Source organism: Streptomyces sp. NPDC050743 (assembly GCF_044456925.1).
Classification (GTDB): Bacteria; Actinomycetota; Actinomycetes; order Streptomycetales; family Streptomycetaceae; genus Streptomyces.
The window spans coordinates 1-19,562 of record NZ_JBITGJ010000114.1; the positions used below are offsets into that span (position 1 = coordinate 1).

A 19,562-nucleotide genomic window follows, 5' to 3' on the forward strand; every position below is an offset into this window, starting at 1 on the left:
GGACCTTGGACACTGGTCCGGAACTACACCTTCACCATCGAACCTCCTACCGGTGAGTTCACTCGCATCGTGCGCCCTCGCGTCGCACCGCTCATGGATCCCTTGAGCCCCAGCAGCAGCCGGTCGTTGATGTCCGCGAGGTCGTAGATGCCGTCGCCGTCCACCAGCAGGGCGTCTGTCAGCCGGGCCAGTTCCAGCAGCCGAGCGAAGTCCGCCGACGAGCGAGCCAGGCGGGACACCTCCAGCCCGAAGACCGCCCCGACCTCGCCCAGGCAGACCTTCGCCACCAGCTCGCGGAAGCCCTCGCGCTCGGCCCCGAACTTCCCCGACACGCCCAGGTCCGCGTCGATCACCATGACGTCCTCGCGGGCCCAGCCCAGCCGCACCGCCTCCTCGGCCAGCGCGTACTGCCTCGCGGTGGACTCGGTGTTGTCCCTCACCTGCACATACGTCGACTGCCGCAGGTAGATCACCGCCTGCCGGGACCGGTGCGACGATGTGATCTTCGACTGCCCGTTCACGGCCGCCTCCCAGCACGGACTCGACCATGTTGGCCAGCACCATCACCGTCTCGCCAAACACCCCGATCCGCAGCACGGCTCCTCGCTCCCGCCCACGTCAGGGCATCCACGCGACACATCTTTCGTGCCATCAGGATCCGCCCCCGCCCTGGCCGGCACCACGGCTCACCAGGGCATTCACCAGCGCACGGGCAGCACACAGGCCCTCCACCGCGAGCGGGTGCTCCTCGGGTGGCACCCCCCGATCGGTCCACGCCTGCGGCAGCGTCACGCTCCGGCCCGCACCGCTCGCGCAGACGAAGACCAGCGCACCGCCCCGGCGCTTGACGTACAGAATTTCCAGCTCACGACCGGTGAGCGGGTGGAACGGGTGGGTGACCACCAGCGAACCCAACGACTGCCTGAACGATGCGGCCCTATGCGAGGACCGTCGGCACCCCGAGGACCCTGATACCGCCCTGCGGCTTCGGGATCTCCACCATGCGCACCGGTGGCGGAAAGTAGCAGCCCGAGGACATCCGGTTCCAGATCTTGTACAGGTTTCCCCGCAGATCCCCCTCGAACTCCTCAATGGCCACCGCGTCCACGCCCGGCGCGCCCTTGTTCGCCCTGACCTTCTCCCAAGCCTCCATCACCAGCAGCTTCGGTATACCGAACGGCTTGACCGGTGCTTTCAGCTCATCCACGTCAATTCCTCCCGGAGCACTTCCGGTTGATCGAATGAACAAGCCACGAACGACCCGGCCCCTTCGCTCCGCCCCCATTACAGGGACTTCACCACTACTACGAGCCGGTCCGCCGGCGCCCGCCCAGCATGGACGTACGCCTTCTCCTGTTCCGCACAGATCCCGCAGATCGGGCTCGCGCCACCTTCACGCCGGACACCGCCTGGCCAGGAAACGGACACCCGCCAGACTTATCCCGGGGAGCCTTCAAGCCCCGGTTTCGATGTCGTCCAAGCATTTCGACGCATCAGCAGTGGTTCGCTCGCGCTCGCCTTCCCGATCCCCACCTGACGCCCTTTCAAGAACGCCTTTTCCTCCGACGCTCACCACGACGGTCTTCAGCCAACGCAGCAGGAGGCGGTTTGGAGCCTCCCTCCGCGGGGGCGACTCCGAGGGGCCAAACCCTCATCATCTGTGCAGCACCATCCAGTTGCTACCGACCTACATCGGCAGCCCCTTTCCGTTCAGGACACACGAAGGCCGCGGCTTTTTTCAAGATCTCGATGGTTTGCTGCTGTTCGCGGTTCTCCCGCCGCAGACGGCGAAGCTCTTCCTTCTCGTCACTGGTCAGCGCACCTGCCGGCCCCTGACCCCGGTCGGCCTTGTCCTGATTCACCCAGTTCCGCAGCCCTTCCGGGCTCACGCCGATCTCCCGCGCGACTTCGGTGACCGTCTTCCCCGACGAATGGACCAGCGCGACCGCGTCCCTCTTGAACTCGGCCATGTACCGCTTGCTCGTGTTGCTCTTCTTGCTCACTACCTGGAACTGCTTCCTCTGGGACCTTCCGTCCCAGTATCAGGCTGTCCAGCTCAGCGGGGGAACCTCACGTACCAAGTCGCTTGATCGGTACGACCACGGCTTCTTACGCGGCAGCTGCCCGGCCGACAGCGAACGTCGCGGCGATGTGCGCCACTCGGCGGCCAAGGTGTTCTGCAGTTGCGATGTCTGCCTTGTGCACTCCCTCGGCCCCCAGATCGACAGGGGACTGGGCGCCTGCACCAAGGGCGAAGCCGAGCCGGTTCAGGTCGTTCTCGGAGGCCTGCGAAGTATGCCCGCCCGGAGGCAGACCGAGGCTGACCCAGAGCATGCCGAGCTGGGCGGCGAGCACGCTGAAGAACTGGAGGGTATGCAGCTTGTCGCCGCTCTTCGACCCGGAGTTGGTGAACCCGGCGGCGATTTTGTCGCGCCACGCGCCGGACTGGAACCGCTTCGTGGTGGCCTCGCCAAAGACGTGGAATGCGCCGGATGCTGTCCCCATGTAGGTGGGCGAGCCGAAGATGATCGCGTCCGACGAATCCAGGACCGACCACTGTTCATCAGTGATCTCGTCGACCCTGATCAGATGCACGACAGCACCGGCCTGGTCGGCGCCGGCGCGGACGGCCTCGGCAAGCACGGCGGTGTGGCCGTAGCCCGAGTGGTAGGCGATGGAGACAACCGGACTGTTGGTAATTGATCGCATGAAATTCCTTCGCAATGCCTAATCGTGGTTGGGGCGAGTCGCTTCGACGGGGGTACGGCTCGGCGCGGCGGTGTCACCGCGCTCCGAAGGCACAGGCAGCCCAGCCATGTACAGCGATCGCTTTACCGCAACGCTAATACAGTCGGCCGTCAAAGTAAAGCGACTGCTATACTTACGCCGTGGAGACACAGAGCATGAGTGGTACACGGCGCCGTGGCGGTCGAGGGGCACGCGAGCGCATCCTGCAGGCGGCCGCGACGCTCTTCTACGAAGAAGGCATTCACGCCACGGGCATCGCGCGCCTGGTGGAGACAGCCGAGGTCTCCACGCGCACCTTCTACCAGCACTTCCCCACCAAGACGGCACTGGTGGAGGAATACCTGCGCACCTACGAGACCGGACTGGCCCGGCAGATCGAACAGAAACTGACCCGCGAGGGGCTCACCCCCCAAGACCAGTTGCTGGCCCTGTTCACCATGATCGCCGAGACGTTCCCGGGGCCCTCGGGGGTCGTTAGTACCCGCGGCTGCCCGCTCCACAACGCCGCTGTCGAAGCCGCAGGGCACATGCCCGATGTGCGGGAACTCGTCCACCAGCACAAGAACGGCATCACCGAGCAGCTCACCGCCATCGCCGCCCGCGCCGGTGCAGCAGCCCCGGAGCAGCTGGGCCGTCAGTTGACCGTCCTCCTCGAGGGCGCCACCGCTCTGTCGACCTCCCTCGACAGCCCCTGCCCACGGCACGACGCGCTGGAGGCCGCACGCGTCCTGATCGACCACGCCCTCCCCGAAGCCGGCGTCAACTGACCCTCTGATCCGCCCCGTCAGTGAGAAGCGATAGCTCCCCACAGGGACGGCGGCGCGGGCGACCAGGCGGTCCAGGGCATCTTGCATGATCGGCACGCGGCCCCGTGCTTGTAGATGCGGCACCCAAAACCTGTGATCTTCCGCTTGGTCGCACCGGGCGCCGGCGCCACGGTCACCGTGACGGTCGACGCGAGTGTCGAGGACATCACACAACCGGGCACGTGCACGGCGAAGTTCGCGATCGGCACGGACACCCCGTACTCGACGCCGGTCCTGCCCGTGTCGATGACGGTCGCCCGCCGAAGACCTGGGGCAAGATCACTGGCATCGTCACCGGGCCGGCGGGTCCGCTGCCTGGCGCGGTGGTCCGGATCACCACGTCGGGGGCGCACTACACGGTCATCACCGACGCGAGCGGCCACTACCGGCTGTGGGTCGATGCCCGGAACCCGTTGCAGGTGATCTGCGCCGACGACGGCGATCAGTCGCAGATGGCGACGGTAGGGATCAGGAGGGGAGCGACGACGACGCTGAACTTCACCTTGCAGAAGGTCTAGTTCCGGCCGACTGAGAGGGCCCGGGCGATGGCACCGCCCGGGCCCTCTTGCGCGACGCCCTGTCGGGGGGTGATCCACGACTCCCATGACCGAGACTGCTGGACGCTTGCCTGCCCAGCTGCGGCGACACGCCTCATGACCTGCGCTGTACCAAAGTGCCAACCATGTCTCTGATTCCGTACCTCCAGTCGCTGAAGCCACTTGGCATCGGTGCAGGTCACGAACGTCGCCTGATGCCAACCAGCAATCCTGGTCACAATGACGACATGGGGGCTGGTCGTGGAGACGACCGTGGGGATCGGTGAGCGCAAGCACGTGGAGGCCCACGTGGTGGCGCACGTCTCCGGGACTCGTGCGGAGGCGCTCGCGGAGTTGGAGCGGCGGGCTCGCGGTTACGCGCCCGAGCACCCCCGCAGCCCCGTGCGCCGTCGGCTGCTGAGGGAGGCCGACGGGTTTCTGCTCGTGGTCGACGGGGCGTGGCAGTCGTTCGCCACCCGGTTCACGGTGGCGGAGCTGCTGGAGGACTCCGCCGCGCCCGTCGCCGTCCCCGAACCCGTGGACGCGGATGACGACTCCGGTGACGCCGACGAGCCCCCGGAACAGGTCGAGCGGTACGCCGACGGCGTACCGGTCAGGCGGGCCTGGCTGGGACGTGACGGCCTGCCGTGAGCGCGTCCGCGCGCGGCGCCGGTGCCGGGTGCCGGGTCAACACGCCGTTCGCGTCGCACAGTTACGGTCGCCGGTCTGCGCCTTCACAACGAGTGACAGTGCCTCGCGGTACGGCTGATTCGGCCCATGGCTCACCAACTCCCCTTCCTCCTACGATGGAAGCCACCGCCGGGGGAGGGTGGACGTGACGAGCAGCGCACCGCAGGGAGCCGGACGTCGGCTGGAGGAGGCGATCGCCTGGGCGGTCCGGAACCTGGACGGGATCGTCGCCATCGCCGTCGCCCTCGTCGTCGGGCTGATGGACGTCCTCAACCAGAACATGGACGACAACGTCGTCTCCGGCGCCACCCTGCTGGTGCTCGCGGCGCTGGTGTACGGCTCGCTCACCGAGCGCCGCCGGCGGATGGCCGACATCCGCGCCGCGAGCGCCGGGACGAGCAGGGCCATCGAGGATCTGGCGATGGTGCGCACTCTCTCCGGCGCCGAGGTCGCCCTCGCGCACGAGCGGGCCCGGCGCACCACCACCCGCTGGGTGTTCAAGGGCGGCACCGGCACCTATCTGCGCGCGGTCACACTGCCCGAGTGCGTGCTGGAGGCACAGCGGCAGCGGCGCTCCCTCACCATGAAGATCGACATCATCAATCCCGCCGACGAGCAGGTGTGCGCCGCCTACGCACGGTTCCGCAGCACCTTCGGCCCCGGCCCCGATGACGCCCAGTGGACCGTCGAGCGCACCCGCAAGGAGGCGTACGCCACCGTCGTCGCCGCCAGCTGGCACCGGCAGCGGCTGGACACCCTGGAGGTCGACGTCCATCTGTCCTCCGTCGCCCCGGCGTTGCGGTTCGACCTCTCGGACAGCTGCCTGATCATCACCCAGGACGACCCCAGCCGGGTCAGCCTCTGCGTGGAGCGCGACCGGCCGCTGTACGACTACTACGTCACCGAGCTGCACCAGAGCCGGGAACAGGCCGTCAAGCTCGACCTGCGCGAGGCCGTCCGGCTCGCCGACGAACCGACCGTCGACGAGGTCAGACGTCTGCTCGACCGGCTCGGCCTGCCGCTTCCGCCGAGCTTCACCGACCGTGACGTCGGCGACATCATCGACAAGGCGCTGCGCGCGGAGAACCCGTACCGCGGATGAGCGAGCGCCGTGTTCCGGCCAAGGGGGACCGAGGGGGACCGAGGGGGGAAGGAACATGGACTACCCGGCCCTGGAACGGGCCGCCCGGCGGCACGCCACCGCCGAGCTGACACGACACGCCGTATCGGAACTCGACCGGATCGTCTCCGGCCGCCGCACCCTGCACGCGGTACGCCATCCACTGGGCTTCGTCTGCCTGCCCATCCTGCGCGACGGCGACGACGGCGTCTGCGTCCACGTCTTCGGCACACCGGAGGCGGAGCCCGACGACTCCGTGCCCCAAGTGCACTGCCACAGCTGGGACTTGACCAGCACCGTGCTGTACGGGCAACTCGACAACCGGCGGGTGCACATCGACGACGACACCGGCGACCCCACCCACCGGGTCTTCGAAGTGCTCAGCGACCCGTCCGGCGTGGACGAACTGCGGCCCACCGAGCGGCTGGTGCGCTGCCGGCCCGGCGCGCGGCAGACCAGTGCGCGGGGCCAGAGCTACGCCCTCCCGGCGGGTGAATTCCACACCAGCGTGGTGCCCGACGGCCACCCCACCGCCACCCTGGTACTGGGCCGGACCCTGCCCGGCCGGGTGGACCTCTCCCTGGGCCCGCCCTCCGCCCCGGGGCACCGCATGGTCCGCCGGACCTGCGACGCGACCCAGACCGCCCGGATCGCTCGGGCCGCCCTCAGGAGGATCCATGAGCCCGAACCCTGACCCCCGGTCCTCGCCGGTCGGTTACGACGCCGAGCGCCGTACGGCCGTGGGCGCCGCCGAGGAGGCCGGGGCACTGCTGCGGTCCCGCTTCCCCGACGGCTTCGCCGCCCGGCCCAAGGGGCGACTCGGGGACGTGGTCACGGACTTGGACGTCGCCGCCGAGCGGCTGGTGGTCGGGCGGATCCGGGACCGCTTCCCGCACGACCGGATCCTCGCCGAGGAGTCCGGTGAACTGGCGGGGGACGGCGGGGGCCGCACCTGGCTGGTGGACCCGCTCGACGGCAGCAACAACGTGGTCATCGGGCTGGCCGTGTACGTCGTCGGCATCGCGCTGTGCGTCGATGACACACCGGTGGTCGGGGTCGTCCACGATCCGATGACCGGCCGTACCTGGTCCGCGCTGCGGGGTGGCGGGGCGCACGGCCCGGGCGGGCGGCTCGCCACCCCCGCCGACGGCCGCCCGCTTCCCGCCGCCGGGCCCCTGCTGGCCTGGACCCAGGGCCACTCCGTCTCCCGCGACGACCCCCTGGCCTGCTCCCTCCGGCACACCCTCGAACTCCGCTCCCGGCGCCTGCTCCAGCTCTGGGCGCCCCTGGTGGCCTGGGCGATGCTGGCCCGGGGGGACATCGACGGCTTCGTCGGCTACCGCGCGGAGGCGATCGACCTCCCCGCCGGCGCGCTGCTCGCCCGCGAGGCCGGCATCGCCCTGCGGCACCTCGACGGCGCGGAGTTCGGCGGCGGATTCGGCGGCCCCGACACCGGGCGCTCCTTCGTCGCCGGGCGCCCGGAACTCCTGCCGCACCTGCTGGACCTCGTCAGCCCTTTCTCTCCCGGCACCGAGGACACTCACACGGCGGAAACCGCCCCGACAGGTCCAACGGCGCGGCGTTCTTCGGCGGCCGGTACGTCACCCTGGGTCCCCACGTCCGGCCACCGTCCCGGGAGACCCTCAGCGTGAGAAACACCCTGACGTAGCCGTCTTCTTCGTCGTGCATCGCAACGCCTTTCACTATCAGTGTCGATCCGTGCACAGATTGACGCGGGCGCGAGTACCTTCGGAAGATGACCGAGCGTGACGACGCAGTCAGCACGAGGGGGAGTTGAAAGGTGGCCATCGAGGACAACCCGATCTCGCGCGTGCGGTACGGGGAGGAACTCAGGCGGCGCAGGGAGGCGGCGGGGCTCACGCAGGAGGAGCTGGGCCAACGTGTCGCTATGTCCCGCACGCACATCGCCCATATCGAGGCCGGGCGCCGGCGGCCCGACGTGGAGGACGCGCGGCGGCTGGACCGCGAGCTGGGCACGGATGGGTTCTTCGAGCGGTTCCTGCCGACGCTGGACGGCAGGAAGGTGGCGGAGCACTTCGCGGAGGCGCTGGAGTTCGAGGGGCAGGCGATCGAGATCCGTGAGTACGCGCCAAAGTTGGTACCCGGCATCCTTCAGACCCCGGCGTATGCCCGGGAGGTGCTCAGTTCGGGTGCATCCCCCAAGACAGCCGAGGAACGTGATGAGCTCCTTGTCACACGGCTTGAGCGCGCTCGCATTCTGGACGACTTCCACTCACCCAAGGTGTGGATGCTGCTCGACGAGGCAGTGCTCCGGCGGAAGATCGGCGGCGCGCGGGTGATGTGCGAACAACTCCGTCACATCGCGGGTTTGGGGGAGAGCCACCGCATCCGTGTGCACGTGCTGCCCTTCTCGGTCGGCTACCACGCCCTGCTGGAGGGATTCGTGTCGCTCATGTGGTTCGAGGACCTTCCGCCCATCGCATATGCGGAGGGCCTGAAGTCGGGCCGGATACTGGAACTACCGTCCGTGGTCCGCGAATGCCAGGTGGCTTACGATCACGCGCTGGGCGACGCCCTGTCGCACCGTAAGTCCCTGGCGCTCATCAGGTCGGTCGCGGAGGATTACGAACATGAAGCGCAGCGAGCAGACCTTTCCTGACACCTGGCGCAAGTCGACGTACAGCGGCGGCAGCAGCGGTGACTGCCTAGAAGTAAACGACACCGCCGGCCCCACCCACGTCCCCGTCCGCGACAGCAAGAACCCCACCGGCCCCGCCGTCGTCTTCTCGGCATCCGCCTGGTCGGCGTTCCTCGGTGCCGTGAAGACGAGCGGCTAGGAGCGTGTCTCAGTAACCGGCAAGCGGCCGGGCCGCGTGATCGGCGGGATCGGTCGTCGGCCGCTCAGCGCGGGTCTGTCGGTGTCGGAGGTGTTGTCCTCGGGTCTGGGAATCGACGCCGAGGGTCGTCGGCCGGGCGGTCAGGCAAGCGCCGCGGCCAGTCTGGCGGCTCCGGTGTGGCGGAAGATCTTGCGGAAGTTGTGGCAGGCGGCGAGCAGCCGCCACTCGCCTCGGGCGCCGTCCTCGCCGCGCAGGAGGAGCTGGCGGCCGTTGTGGCAGGTCATGATCTGGCCGAAGACGGGTTCGACGATGGCCTTGCGGCGGCTGTAGGCGGCCCGGCCGGGTTTGGTCCGCAGCTTGCGGGCCATGCGCTCCTTCAAGGTCGTGTCCTTGGGGATGCGTCCGCGGGGTGCGGGCGGGACCTGTTCGTCGTGGCCGAGGCGGCCGGTGGCCATGAACGTGTCGGTGCCGCAGGACAGTTGGCGCTCTTTGGCGGCTTCGAGGTTGGTCTCGGAGCAGTACCCGGCATCGACCAGGGCCTGCTTGGGGTGGGTGGCGGTGTTGGCGGCGGACTGGTCGAGCATGCCGGTGTAGTTCAGCGCGTCCGATGGGTTGGTCGTCACGTCGGCGGCGGTGATGACCTGGTGTTTCTCATCGACGACGGCTTGGGCGTTGTAGGCCTGGATGTAGGCGCCGTCGCTGTTCTTCATGATCCGCGAGTCGGGGTCGGTGAAGTTGGCCTGGGCCTTCGGCTTCGGCCGGGCCTTGGCGGCGGCCCTGTTGCCCGCGTCGGTGACAGCTTCCTCGTTGCTGGTGCCGGCCCGTTTCTGACGGCGGCGTTCCTTTTCCTCCGCGTGGCGGCGGGCCTTCTCGGCGGCCTCGGCTTCGATCTGCGCGCGGGCGGCCTGCAGCTTGGCCAGTCGCTTCTCCCGGCGGTCCAGCTCTGCGGGCAGGTCGGTGTCCTTGTCGTCGGGGCCGAAGACCTGGTCCTCGGCGTCGTCGGTGGCCTCCGCGTCGGCCAGCAGGGCCTGGGCGCGGGCCTCCAAGGCGGCGATCTCTGCCTCGATCCGTTCTTCCTTGTCGACCAGGCGGCCGTAGCTCATGGTCTTGTGCTTGGAGGCGCTGGCCTCCAGCTTGGTGCCGTCCAGGGCGACGCGGCCCATCTTGACCATGCCGAGTTTCAAGGCGAGGTGCAGCGACTGCGTGAACAGACCGGCCAGCGCGTCCAGGTGGCGGCGGCGGAACCGGGCGATCGAGCGGAAGTCGGGAGCCTGGTCTGCGGCCAGGAACCGGAACGCGACATCATCGATGCAGCGACGCTCGATCGCCCGCGAAGAGCGGACCCCGGTGGTGTAGCCGTAGAGCAGCAGCCGCACCATCAGCCGCGGGTCGTAGGGCGGAAAGCCGCGCTTCTCGGTGTAGTCCGCGAGGATCGCCGACAGGTCGAGCACCCCGTCGACCAGCTCGGCGACAAACCGGGCCAGATGATCCTCCGGCAGCCAGTCGTCCAGCGACGGTGGCAGCAGCAACACCTGGTGCGGGTCGAACGCCCGGAACGTCTTGTCCACCGCCGCCGGACGACCCTGCGGCTGCCTCTTTGCGACCGGCTCGACCTCGAACAGCCCATCCCCACCATGCATACCGTGATCATCCCGCACGAATGATCACGATCCACAGGCGGGTTGCCGGTTACTGAGACACGCTCCTAGCGCGTCAGGGCCAGCGCGGCCACCGCCGCCCCCACCGCGCACGCGGCCAGTACCGCGCCCGTCCCCATCAATCGGCGGATCGGCACCCGTACGCCGTACGCATGGCACCGCTCGTACCACAGCAGCGTGGCCAGGGACGCCCACGGCGTGATCACCGGGCCGGCGTTCGTGCCGATCAGCAGGGCGAGCAGCTGGTCGTGGTTGCCCACGGGGACGGCCGCCTCCCCGGCCAGGTACACCGGGAGGTTGTTGAGGGCGTTGGACAGGCCGCCGCCGACCGCCGCCGCGCGGAACAGGCCGAGCGGGCCGCCGTCGGTGCCGACCGCCGAGGCCAGCAGGTCGTGCAGCCCGTGCGCGTTGACCGTCTCCACCACGAGGAACATGCCGGGGACCATCACCAGCAGCCGCCAGGGGACGAGCGAGAGGCGGATCGCCGACCGGTCGCGGACCGTGAACGCGGCCACGGCGACCAGCGCCGCCGTTCCGGACGCCATCCACAGCGGTACGTCGGCCACCAGGATGGCCAGCAGAAAGCCGGCGCAGGCGAGCGCGCAGGCGCGGAACAGCACCGGGTCGGCCGGGCGGTGCGCGGCGGGCGGCACATAGCGGTCGGCGGTGTCCGCCCGCACGTCCGCCGCGCGCGCCGCACCCGGCCCCGACAGCGCCATGTCCGGCATCAAACCGGACCCGTCGACCACCGGCCCCCCACGCCTGCCCCGGCGCCAGAAGAACAGCCACAAACAAGCCATCGTCACGGCCAGCGCGGCGAGTTGCGGCGCCCACATCCGCCCCGCCAGGCCGAGCGGGGACAACGCGACCCGGTTGCTGGCCAGCAGGTTGGTCAGGTTGGACACGGGCAGGAGGAGGCTCGCCGTGTTGGCGAGCCACACCGTCGTCATCGCCAGCGGCACCGGCGCGATGCCCACCCGCGAGGCGAGCGCCAGCATCACCGGGGTCAGCAGGACTGCCGTGGTGTCCAGATTCAGGGCGATCGTCGTGACGGAGGCGAACGCGACGCACAGCAGGAACAGCAGCGGATAGCTGCCCCGCGCGGCCCTCGCCACCCGCGCCGCCACCACGTCGAACACCTCGGCCCTGCTGGTCAGTTCGGCCAGCACGATGACCGTGCCCAGGAAGGCCAGCAGCGGTGCGATGCGCGTCATCGCGTGGGACGCGGAATCCGTCGGCAGCAAACCCGTGGCCACGCACAGCAGTCCGGTCGCCAGCAGACCGATCGCCACCCGGTCGAGCACATGCAGACGCAGCAATAAGGCACGCACGGTTGGAAGGGTCGCACGTTTGTGCGCCGCTGTGACCAGGGCGCCGTCGAAGGCCTGGAAACGACCGGTATCAACCTCTCTTTTCACGGCATCATCAATACATGGTGGCTCGTCAGAACACCCCGGGGGACAGCACCGGGCCATTGGACTTCTTCATCAGTTACTCGCCGGCGGACGAACGCTGGGCGTCCTGGATCGCCTGGACCCTGGAGGAGGCCGGGTACCGGACGGTCCTGCAGGCCTGGGACTTCGTGCCGGGCACGAACTTCGTCGACTTCATGGACCGGGGCGTGAGCGAGTCCGCCGCCGTCATCGCCGTACTGTCCCGGAACTACGAGCGCTCGCGCTACGGGCGGATGGAGTGGCAGGCCGCGCTGCGGGCCGACCCGGACGCGCCGGAGCGGCGGCTGATCACCGTGCGGGTCGAGGACATCCCGGTGGAGGGGCTGCTGGCCACCATCACCTATGTGGACCTGGTGCCGGTCGCCGACCCGGCGGCGGCCCGGGAGCTGCTGCTCGCGCGGGTCCGGCAGGCCCTGGACGGGCGGGCCCGGCCCAGCCTGCCGCCGGGTTACCCCGGTGGTGCGGGCGGCCATCCCGTGCCCGCCGTCCCGGCGGTACCGAGCCCCGGGCGGCCGCTGGGCGGGCCCGGGTGGGCGGGGCGGCGCAGACCGGCGGCGGCGCCGTCGTACCCGCGGGTGTCCGGAGCGGTCCGGGAGCGGGAGGCGGTCACCGTGCTCCAGCTGGCCGGGCCCGCCTTCGGGCGGGGTCAGGACCCCACCGAGTTGCAGGCCGCGATCTGGGGCGACCTGGTCGAGCTGGCCGACGCGGGGGCGCCCTCGCCCGATCTGCTGGTCGTCACCGGGGACCTGACCGCCTCCGGCAGCCGGCGCGAGTTCGAGCAGGCCCTCGCCTTTCTCACCGGGCTGCGCGCCCTGCTCGGGCTCGAACCGCACCGGGTCGCCCTCGTCCCCGGCGGCCAGGACGTCAACCAGGCCGCCTGCCAGGCGTACTTCAGCACCTGTGAGGCCGACGAGATGCCGCCCCGGCCTCCGTACTGGCCCAAGTGGCGGCACTTCGCCCGGCTGTTCCAGGAGCTGTACCAGGGGCTCGACGTCGTCTTCGACAGCGACCAGCCGTGGACCCTCTTCCCCGTGCCCGAGCTGCACACCGTGGTCGCGGGGCTCAACTCGTCCATGGCGTACAGCCATCGGCGCGACGACCAGTACGGGATGGTCGGGCGCGAGCAGGCCGCCTGGTTCGCGCAGGCGCTGCGCCCGCACGAGACCGAGGGGTGGCTGAGGATCGGGGTGGTGCGGCACTCGCCCGGTGCCCGCGGCGTCGCCGCCGGCGTGCGGCGCGCCGGCACGGCCGCCCTGGACGGCACCGGACCGCTGCGCGACACCGATGTGCTGACCCGGCTGACCGCGCCCCGGCTGCACCTGCTGCTGCACGGCCCGGCCGAGCCCGGCGCGCTGCCCGACCTCGCCACCGCTTCCGGAGAGGTGCCGGTGATCGGCGCCGGGCGGCCCGGCGGGCACCAGCTGGTGCGGGTCGGCCGGGAGGGGCTGGCCGTCTGGCAGGGGCCGGGGGAGCCGCGGCGGCGGGCGGTCCAGTGGCGGCGGGCCGACCGGGCCTTCGGGGCTCAGGCAGCGCCCGACGACGCCGGCGACGGCACTTCCGCGCCCGCCCCCGAGCCCGAGCCGCGCGCCGTGCAGAGTCCCGCCGAGACACTGCTCGCCAGGGTCGCCGAGGTCTGCCGCACCCGGCACCAGGGCGCCCAGATCCGCCCGGTGGAGGGGCCGGTGCCGCAACTGCTGGTCACCTGGAGCCAGTCGGGCTTCGTACGGCAGCAGCGGGTGGCGGTCCACATCGGCACCCCGACCGCGCAGGACGTCGACCGGTTCGTGGCCCTGGTGCACGCCGCCGACGCCGAGGCGGAGGCCGAACTCGTCCACGACGGGCCGCCGCCCGCACGCGAGCTGCGGGACGCGGCCCGGCGGCGCGGCGTGCGGGTGCGCAGCTTCACCGAGTTCCAGGGGCTGCTGGACCTGCGCGGCTATGTCGCCGGGCAGAGCGAGCGGCTGCGCACCGACCCGCGCTATCCCCCGGGCATGTACCTGCCGCAGCGGTACCGGGAGGTGGAGCGCCTCGACGCCGAGGACCGCGACGGGCTGGTGGACGAGATGCTGCGGCTGCTCGACTCCGACCAGGGGCGCTTCCTGCTGCTGCTCGGGGACTTCGGGCACGGCAAGACCTTCGCGCTGCGCGAGCTGGCCCGCCGGGTCCCGGCCGAACTGCCGCACCTGGTCCCGTTGTTGATCGAGCTGAACGCGCTGGACCGGGCCTATTCGTTCGAGGGCCTGGTCGCCGCGCACCTCGCCGCGCACGGCGTGGACAACATCGATCTGCGGGCCTTCAGGTACATGCTCCAGCAGGGCCGGATCGTGCTTCTCTTCGACGGCTTCGACGAACTTGTCGACCAGGTGACCTACGACCGCGCCGCCGAGCGGCTGCAGGTGCTGCTGGACTCCGCCGTGGACAGCGCCAAGATCGTGGTGTCCAGCCGTACCCAGCACTTCCGCTCCCAGGGCCAGGTGCTCACCGCGCTCGGCGAACGCGTCGGCCTGCTCCCGCACCGCCGGGTGCTGGCCGTGCAGGAGTTCAGCCCGCGGCAGATCCGCGCCTACCTGGTCAACCGCTACGACGGCGACGAACGCACCGCCGACCACCGGCTGCGGCTGCTGGACGCCATCCCCGACCTGCTCGCCCTGTGCCGCAACCCCCGGCTGCTCGGTTTCGTCGCCGACCTCGACGACGACCGGCTGCGCGCGGTCGCCGGCGCCGGGCGCGCCCTCAGCCCCGCCGGGCTGTACGAGGAGGTCCTCACCGCCTGGCTGAACTTCGAGGTCCAGCGCGGCAGCGGCAGCCCCGGCCGGGCGCCCGGACTCTCCCTGGACCAGCTGTGGGACGCGGTCACCGCGCTCGCCCTGCGGCTGTGGGAGAGCGGGCAGGACTCGCTGCGCCTCGACGAGCTGACCGATGTCGCCGAGACCCTGACCGGGCTCGCCGACGCCCGGCTGTCGGTGCCGCAGACCGCCCACGCCATCGGCTCCGGCAGCCTGCTGGTGCGCAGCGAGGACGGCGTGTTCCGGTTCATCCACGGCTCGGTGGTGGAGTGGCTGGTCGCCCGCGAGTGCGGCCGCCGGCTGACCGCCGGCGACGGCGGCCTGCTGAACCGGCGCCAGCTCAGCCAGCTGGCGGTCGAGTTCCTGTGCGACCTCGCCGACCACCGGATCTGTCAGGCGTGGGCCGAGCGGGAGCTGTCCGGCGCCTCTGCGGACGCCTCTCCGGACGCGGCCCGCGCCAACGCCGTGAAGATCCTCAGCCGGCTCCGCGTGCCCGCCCACACCGATCTGCGCGGCGCCGCCCTGGCCGGGGAGGACCTGTCCCACCGCGACTTCTCCGGGGTGGACCTCACCCGCGCCGACCTCACCGACGCCCGGCTGGTCGGCGCCAACCTCTCCGGTGCCGTCCTGCGCAGCGCCCGGCTGGCTGGCGCCCGGCTCGACGGCGCCGATCTGACGGGCGCGGACCTGCGCGGCGCCGACCTCGGGCGGGCCCGGCTGATCGGCACCGACCTGACCGGCGCCCGCGTGGACGGCGGCCGGTGGCGGCGGGCGGCGCTGATCGCGGCGACCACCGGCCCCCTGGACCGCAGCCCCGAGCTGGCCACCGCCGCGATCGCGCCCGGCATGGCCGTCGACTCCGGCTTCCGGCCCTCCGCGGTCGGTGTGCCGTACGGCTTCGACATGCGCACCAGCCGGCTGCCCGAACCCATCTCCTACAGCCCCGACGGCGAACTGCTCGCCGTCGGCAGCGAGGACGGCGGCGTCCTGGTCTGCGAGGCCGCCACCGGGATCCCGCTGCGGACCCTCCAGGGCCACACCGGCCGGGTGTACGCGGTCAAGTTCCGGGGCCGGGTCCTGGCCACCGGCAGCTCCGACGGCACCGTGCGCCTGTGGGACCCGGTCTCCGGCCGCTGTGCGCACCGGCTGGAGATCCATCCGGACGGCGTCTGGCCGGTCACCCTGGACACCGACGGCGCCCTGCTGGCCACCGGCGACGCCGACGGCGTGGTCACCGTGTGGGACACCGCCTCGGGCACCGCGCTGCACCGGCTGCCCGGTCACTCCGCGCCCGTCTACACCGTGGCGTTCGCACCGGGCGACACCGCCCTGGTCACCGGGGACGCGTCCGGCGCCGTACGCCTGTGGGACCTGGAGGCCGGGCGGCAAACCGGCGAACTGCCCGGCCATCGCGGCGCGGTGTACCGGGCGCGGTTCAGCCCGGACGGCGCCCTGCTGGCCACCACCGACCGCGGCGACGACCGGGACGGCGGTGCGGTACGGGTGTGGGACCTCGCGACCGGCACCCCGCGGCACGAGTTCACCGGGCACTCCGGCCGTGTCTACACCCTGGACTTCCATCCGGGCGGCGCCCTGCTGGTCAGCGGGGACACCGAGGGGGAGGTGCGGCTGTGGGACCTGGCCGGCGGGCGCTCCGCCGGGCTGCTCGGCGGCTGCCGCGGGGCCGTGTACCAGGTGCTGTTCGACCCCGACGGGACCCTGCTCGCCGCCGGGGACAGCGCCGGGGTGGTCCGGCTGTGGCGGATCGACCCGCGGGCCGACCCCGTCGCCGTACCACTGAACCGGCAGCCGGCCGAGCACCGCGGCTCGGTGTGGGTGTGCAAGTTCCGCCCGCACGGCGACACGCCGGTCCAGGGTCCCGGCGCGCTGCTGGTGACGGGCGGCAACGACGGTGTCGTGCGGCTGTGGGAGCCGGCCACCGGCCAGGGCCGGCGGATCCTGCGCGGGCACGGGCGGCGCGTCGGCACGCTGTCCTTCAGCTCCGACGGGTCGATGCTGGCGGCCGGCGGCAACGACGGTGTCGTGCGGGTGTGGCACTCCGCCTCCGGCCGGCGGCTGCGCGAACTGACCGGCCAGAGCGACCGCCTGGTGTCGGCGGCGTTCGGCCCCGCCGGGCCCCTGCTGGCCACGGCGAGCAGCGACGGCGACCTCTACCTGTGGAACGCGGCCACCGGCGAGTACCAGCGCGAACTCGACGTCGAGACCGACCACGTGTGGGCGGAGGCGTTCAGCGCCGACGGCGAACTCCTCGCCACCGCCAACGACGACGACACGGTCCGGCTGTGGTACCGCGCCACCGGGGCGCACGTCGCCACCATCACCGAGCACTACGGCCGGGTCCGCGCCATCGCCTTCCGGTCCGACGGCTCGGTCCTGGCCACCGGCTGCGACGACCGCAAGGTGCGGATCTGGGACATGGACGGCCGCCGCATCACCGCCGAACTCGCCGGCCACACCGACCGGGTGTACGCCGTGGCCTTCGCCCCCGACGGCTCCTGGCTCGCCAGCGCCTCCTGGGACGGTACGGCGGTGATCTGGAGGGACGGCGAGATCGACCACCGGCTCACCGGCCACACCGGCAAGCTGTGGACGGCGGAGGTGCATCCGTCGAGGCCCTTGCTGGCGACGGCGGGCGACGACCGTACGGTCCGCCTGTGGAACCCGGACACCGGCCGGGAGACGGCTGTTCTGACCGGCCACACCGGCCGGATCCTCGCCGTGGCGTTCAGCCCCGACGGCTCACTGCTGGCCAGCGGTGGCGAGGACGGCACGGTACGGCTGTGGAACGTGCCCGCCGACGGCCCGGCCACCCTGCGGGTCACCCTGGTCGGCATGCCCGGCGGCTGGGCGGCGCTGTCCCCGTCCGGTGGCTACAAGTACGAGGGAGACGTCACCGGCGAGTTCTGGCACGCGGTCGGCATGTGCCGCTTCGAACCGGGCGAGCTGGACGGGCATCTGCCGGGGGTGTGGCAGGTGCCGCTGGACGAACCTCTGGGGTGACGCGGGCAAGGGGGTGGTGGCGAGGGAGGCTGCGAAGGGGGTGGTTTTGAACGCGTTCAAAAGTGGGCGTACGCTCATGCCATGAGCGACAGAGCCGCCCTGCTCAAGGGCATTCGCGTCTGGCTGGTCTTCTTCGTGGTGTGCCTCGTCCTCAGCGGGGCCACCGCCTTCCCCTTGGTGCACGAGCTGCGCTGGGCCGAGAGCGCCTTGCGCGCGCTGTCCGTGCCGGAGCATCTGCCCGGGCTGACGGCCTGGATCTCCCGGCTGCGCGACGGACTCGACACCGCCGACACCGACTACCCGTTCCTGCTCTACGGCACCGACTGGCTGGCCTTCGCCCACCTCGTCATCGCGGTCGCCTTCTACGGGCCGTACCGCGACCCCGTCCGCAACATCTGGGTCGTCGAGTTCGCGATGATCGCCTGCGCCGGCATCATCCCGCTCGCCCTGGTGTGCGGGCCGATCCGGGGCATCCCCTTCTGGTGGAGCCTGATCGACATGTCCTTCGGGATGTTCGGGGTCGTCCCGCTGTACGTCGTACGGCGGAAGATCAAGCGGCTGGAGGCGCTCACGGCCGCTTGAGCAGGTGAGTTGTGCGCGATCGCCCCTACGGGGAGGCGAGCGGATCGCCGTCGGGCGAAAAACTGCACGCCGCGGGTCCGCGCCCGACCGGCTCCACGACGACGCCCGCCACGACAGCGCCGACTTCGCGGAACTGACCATGCTGCGGCTGCAGATGGAGGGGCAGCGGCGCGAGGTCGTGGAGGCGGTGCGCTGGCTGGACGACGAGGACCGCCGGCTGCTGTCGCTGTGGTGGCTGGAGGTCGCGGGCGAGCTGACCCGGCGCGAGCCGGCGGCGGCCGTCGGCATCACCCGGCAGCACGCCGCCGTGCGCGTCCAGCGGATGAAGGGGCGACTGGAGACGGCGCGCGCCATCGTGCGCGCGCTGGACGGGGCGTGCCCCGAACTGCGCGAGCTGACCGCCCGCTTCGACGGGCGGCCCGACTCGGTCTGGCGCAAGCGGCTGGCCCGGCATCTGCGCGGCTGCGGCTACTGCGGCGAGGCACCGGAGTCCCTCGTCCCGGCGGAGCGGCTGCTGGTCGGCATCGCCCTAGTGCCGGTTCCGGCCGGCTTCACGCTCTCGCTCGCCCTCGGCGGCAAGCAGGCGATGGCCGCCGCGACCTCGGTGACCTGGTCGGCCAAGGCGCTGGGCGCGCTGACCAAGCCCGCCGTGGTGCTGACGGCAGGCGCGACGATCGTGGCGGGCGGCGCCTACGTCGTCGTACGGCCCCCGGACCGTCCGCCGCAGCGGCACGCGGCCGTCACGCCCACGGTGACGGCCGTACGGCCACCGGCGCCCCGCCCGCCGTCCCCCTCCGCCCCGCCCACCCCTTTCCCGTCGCCTTCGGCCGGCCTGTACGGCACGGTCGTCGACGCCGTGGACCGGGCGCCGGACCCCGACACCCCGCCCGGGGCCCTGCCGCACCGGCCCGAGACCGGGATCACCAGCACCGGCGGCGCCCACGCCGTCATGAACCACCGCGGGGAGAGCGTGACCCTGCGCGGCACGGGCTATGTGCTGGTCCGCTGGCAGATCTCGACCCAGTACCGGTCCGGCAGCCTGGTCATGCCCGCCTGCACCGGACTGAAGGGCAGGCTCTTCCACGTGGCCTCGGGCGGCGGCCGCCGCATGGACGACCCCCTCGGCGCCGACCCCGCTGTCACCGGCATGGGCGATCCGGCCGTCGGCCACGACGTCCTGCCGCCCGGCACCCAGCAGATGTGGCAGAACGAGTACTTCTACCTTTGATCTTGGCCAGTGCTCCGGCCTTCAGGCCGGATGGTGAAGGCCATCTCAAAATAGGGGTGACCCGCACCAGGGGCACGGGTCCGCACTGGTGACCTCAGCTCACGGGGCGCTGCT

The 19,562-nt window shown here is 71.3% G+C and carries 17 protein-coding genes and 1 pseudogene; 11 read left to right on the forward strand and 7 right to left on the reverse strand.

From position 1 onward, the window contains the following. Positions 1–23: 23 nt before the first annotated feature. The 5 genes from ACIBJF_RS45350 to ACIBJF_RS45370 all read right to left on the reverse strand — a co-directional run bounded on the left by ACIBJF_RS45350 (position 24) and on the right by ACIBJF_RS45370 (position 2,709). A complete protein-coding gene (locus ACIBJF_RS45350; RefSeq protein ID WP_399183283.1) occupies positions 24–521 on the reverse strand; it encodes a recombinase family protein in 498 nt (165 codons plus the stop codon). A 130-nt stretch (positions 522–651) separates the two neighbouring features. Continuing rightward, positions 652–903 carry a DUF5372 family protein gene (locus ACIBJF_RS45355; protein ID WP_399183285.1) on the reverse strand — a complete coding sequence of 84 codons (252 nt, stop codon included), beginning with the start codon at positions 901–903 and terminating at the stop codon, positions 652–654. 34 nt (positions 904–937) lie between these two features. Next, entirely contained in the window at positions 938–1,207 is a 270-nt protein-coding gene (locus ACIBJF_RS45360; protein ID WP_399183287.1) for a hypothetical protein, read from the reverse strand. A 472-nt stretch (positions 1,208–1,679) separates the two neighbouring features. Further along, complete coding sequence (locus ACIBJF_RS45365) at positions 1,680–2,003, reverse strand: transposase (protein ID WP_399183289.1); 324 nt, start codon at positions 2,001–2,003, stop codon at positions 1,680–1,682. Positions 2,004–2,109: 106 nt separating this feature from the next. Continuing rightward, on the reverse strand, positions 2,110–2,709 hold the full coding sequence (locus ACIBJF_RS45370) for a flavodoxin family protein (RefSeq protein ID WP_399183291.1): 600 nt from the start codon (positions 2,707–2,709) through the stop codon (positions 2,110–2,112). A 194-nt stretch (positions 2,710–2,903) separates the two neighbouring features. Between ACIBJF_RS45370 and ACIBJF_RS45375 the strand changes: the two genes are divergently transcribed. From ACIBJF_RS45375 to ACIBJF_RS45410, 8 genes are all read left to right on the forward strand, one after another. After that, positions 2,904–3,515 (forward strand): TetR/AcrR family transcriptional regulator, encoded by a 612-nt coding sequence (locus ACIBJF_RS45375; RefSeq protein ID WP_399183292.1) that lies wholly within the window; start codon positions 2,904–2,906, stop codon positions 3,513–3,515. Positions 3,516–3,736: 221 nt separating this feature from the next. Beyond that, the gene (locus ACIBJF_RS45380) at positions 3,737–4,072 is read left to right on the forward strand and encodes a carboxypeptidase-like regulatory domain-containing protein (RefSeq protein WP_399183294.1); all 336 of its coding nucleotides are present in this window, start codon (positions 3,737–3,739) and stop codon (positions 4,070–4,072) included. 258 nt (positions 4,073–4,330) lie between these two features. Then, positions 4,331–4,741: a hypothetical protein gene (locus ACIBJF_RS45385; protein WP_399183296.1), complete on the forward strand. Its 411-nt coding sequence runs from the start codon at positions 4,331–4,333 to the stop codon at positions 4,739–4,741. Between the two features lie 184 nt (positions 4,742–4,925). Continuing rightward, positions 4,926–5,882, forward strand: coding sequence for a hypothetical protein (locus tag ACIBJF_RS45390; protein ID WP_399183298.1), 957 nt, complete (start codon positions 4,926–4,928; stop codon positions 5,880–5,882). Positions 5,883–5,937: 55 nt separating this feature from the next. Then, positions 5,938–6,594, forward strand: coding sequence for a hypothetical protein (locus ACIBJF_RS45395; RefSeq protein WP_399183300.1), 657 nt, complete (start codon positions 5,938–5,940; stop codon positions 6,592–6,594). Beyond that, on the forward strand, positions 6,578–7,552 hold the full coding sequence (locus ACIBJF_RS45400; RefSeq protein WP_399183302.1) for an inositol monophosphatase family protein: 975 nt from the start codon (positions 6,578–6,580) through the stop codon (positions 7,550–7,552). Before ACIBJF_RS45395 ends, ACIBJF_RS45400 begins: the two co-directional genes overlap by 17 nt. A 149-nt stretch (positions 7,553–7,701) precedes the next feature. Next, on the forward strand, positions 7,702–8,541 hold the full coding sequence (locus ACIBJF_RS45405) for a Scr1 family TA system antitoxin-like transcriptional regulator (protein ID WP_399183304.1): 840 nt from the start codon (positions 7,702–7,704) through the stop codon (positions 8,539–8,541). Further along, positions 8,513–8,719 (forward strand): DUF397 domain-containing protein, encoded by a 207-nt coding sequence (locus ACIBJF_RS45410; RefSeq protein WP_399183306.1) that lies wholly within the window; start codon positions 8,513–8,515, stop codon positions 8,717–8,719. The genes ACIBJF_RS45405 and ACIBJF_RS45410 overlap by 29 nt, the downstream gene beginning before the upstream one ends. A gap of 140 nt (positions 8,720–8,859) precedes the next feature. Here ACIBJF_RS45410 and ACIBJF_RS45415 read toward each other — a convergent pair whose 3' ends face one another. Next, positions 8,860–10,359 (reverse strand): IS1182 family transposase, encoded by a 1,500-nt coding sequence (locus ACIBJF_RS45415; protein WP_399183308.1) that lies wholly within the window; start codon positions 10,357–10,359, stop codon positions 8,860–8,862. 65 nt (positions 10,360–10,424) lie between these two features. Further along, the gene (locus ACIBJF_RS45420) at positions 10,425–11,708 is read right to left on the reverse strand and encodes an SLC13 family permease (RefSeq protein ID WP_399183310.1); all 1,284 of its coding nucleotides are present in this window, start codon (positions 11,706–11,708) and stop codon (positions 10,425–10,427) included. Positions 11,709–11,809: 101 nt separating this feature from the next. Here ACIBJF_RS45420 and ACIBJF_RS45425 point away from each other — a divergent pair, with 101 nt between their 5' ends. The 3 genes and pseudogenes from ACIBJF_RS45425 to ACIBJF_RS45435 form a co-directional block, all read left to right on the forward strand. Then, complete coding sequence (locus ACIBJF_RS45425; RefSeq protein WP_399183311.1) at positions 11,810–17,638, forward strand: TIR domain-containing protein; 5,829 nt, start codon at positions 11,810–11,812, stop codon at positions 17,636–17,638. An 81-nt stretch (positions 17,639–17,719) separates the two neighbouring features. After that, entirely contained in the window at positions 17,720–18,220 is a 501-nt protein-coding gene (locus tag ACIBJF_RS45430; RefSeq protein ID WP_399183313.1) for a hypothetical protein, read from the forward strand. 55 nt (positions 18,221–18,275) lie between these two features. Then, a pseudogene (locus tag ACIBJF_RS45435) lies at positions 18,276–19,445 on the forward strand (sigma-70 family RNA polymerase sigma factor); the annotation flags it as partial. Positions 19,446–19,562: the final 117 nt, after the last annotated feature.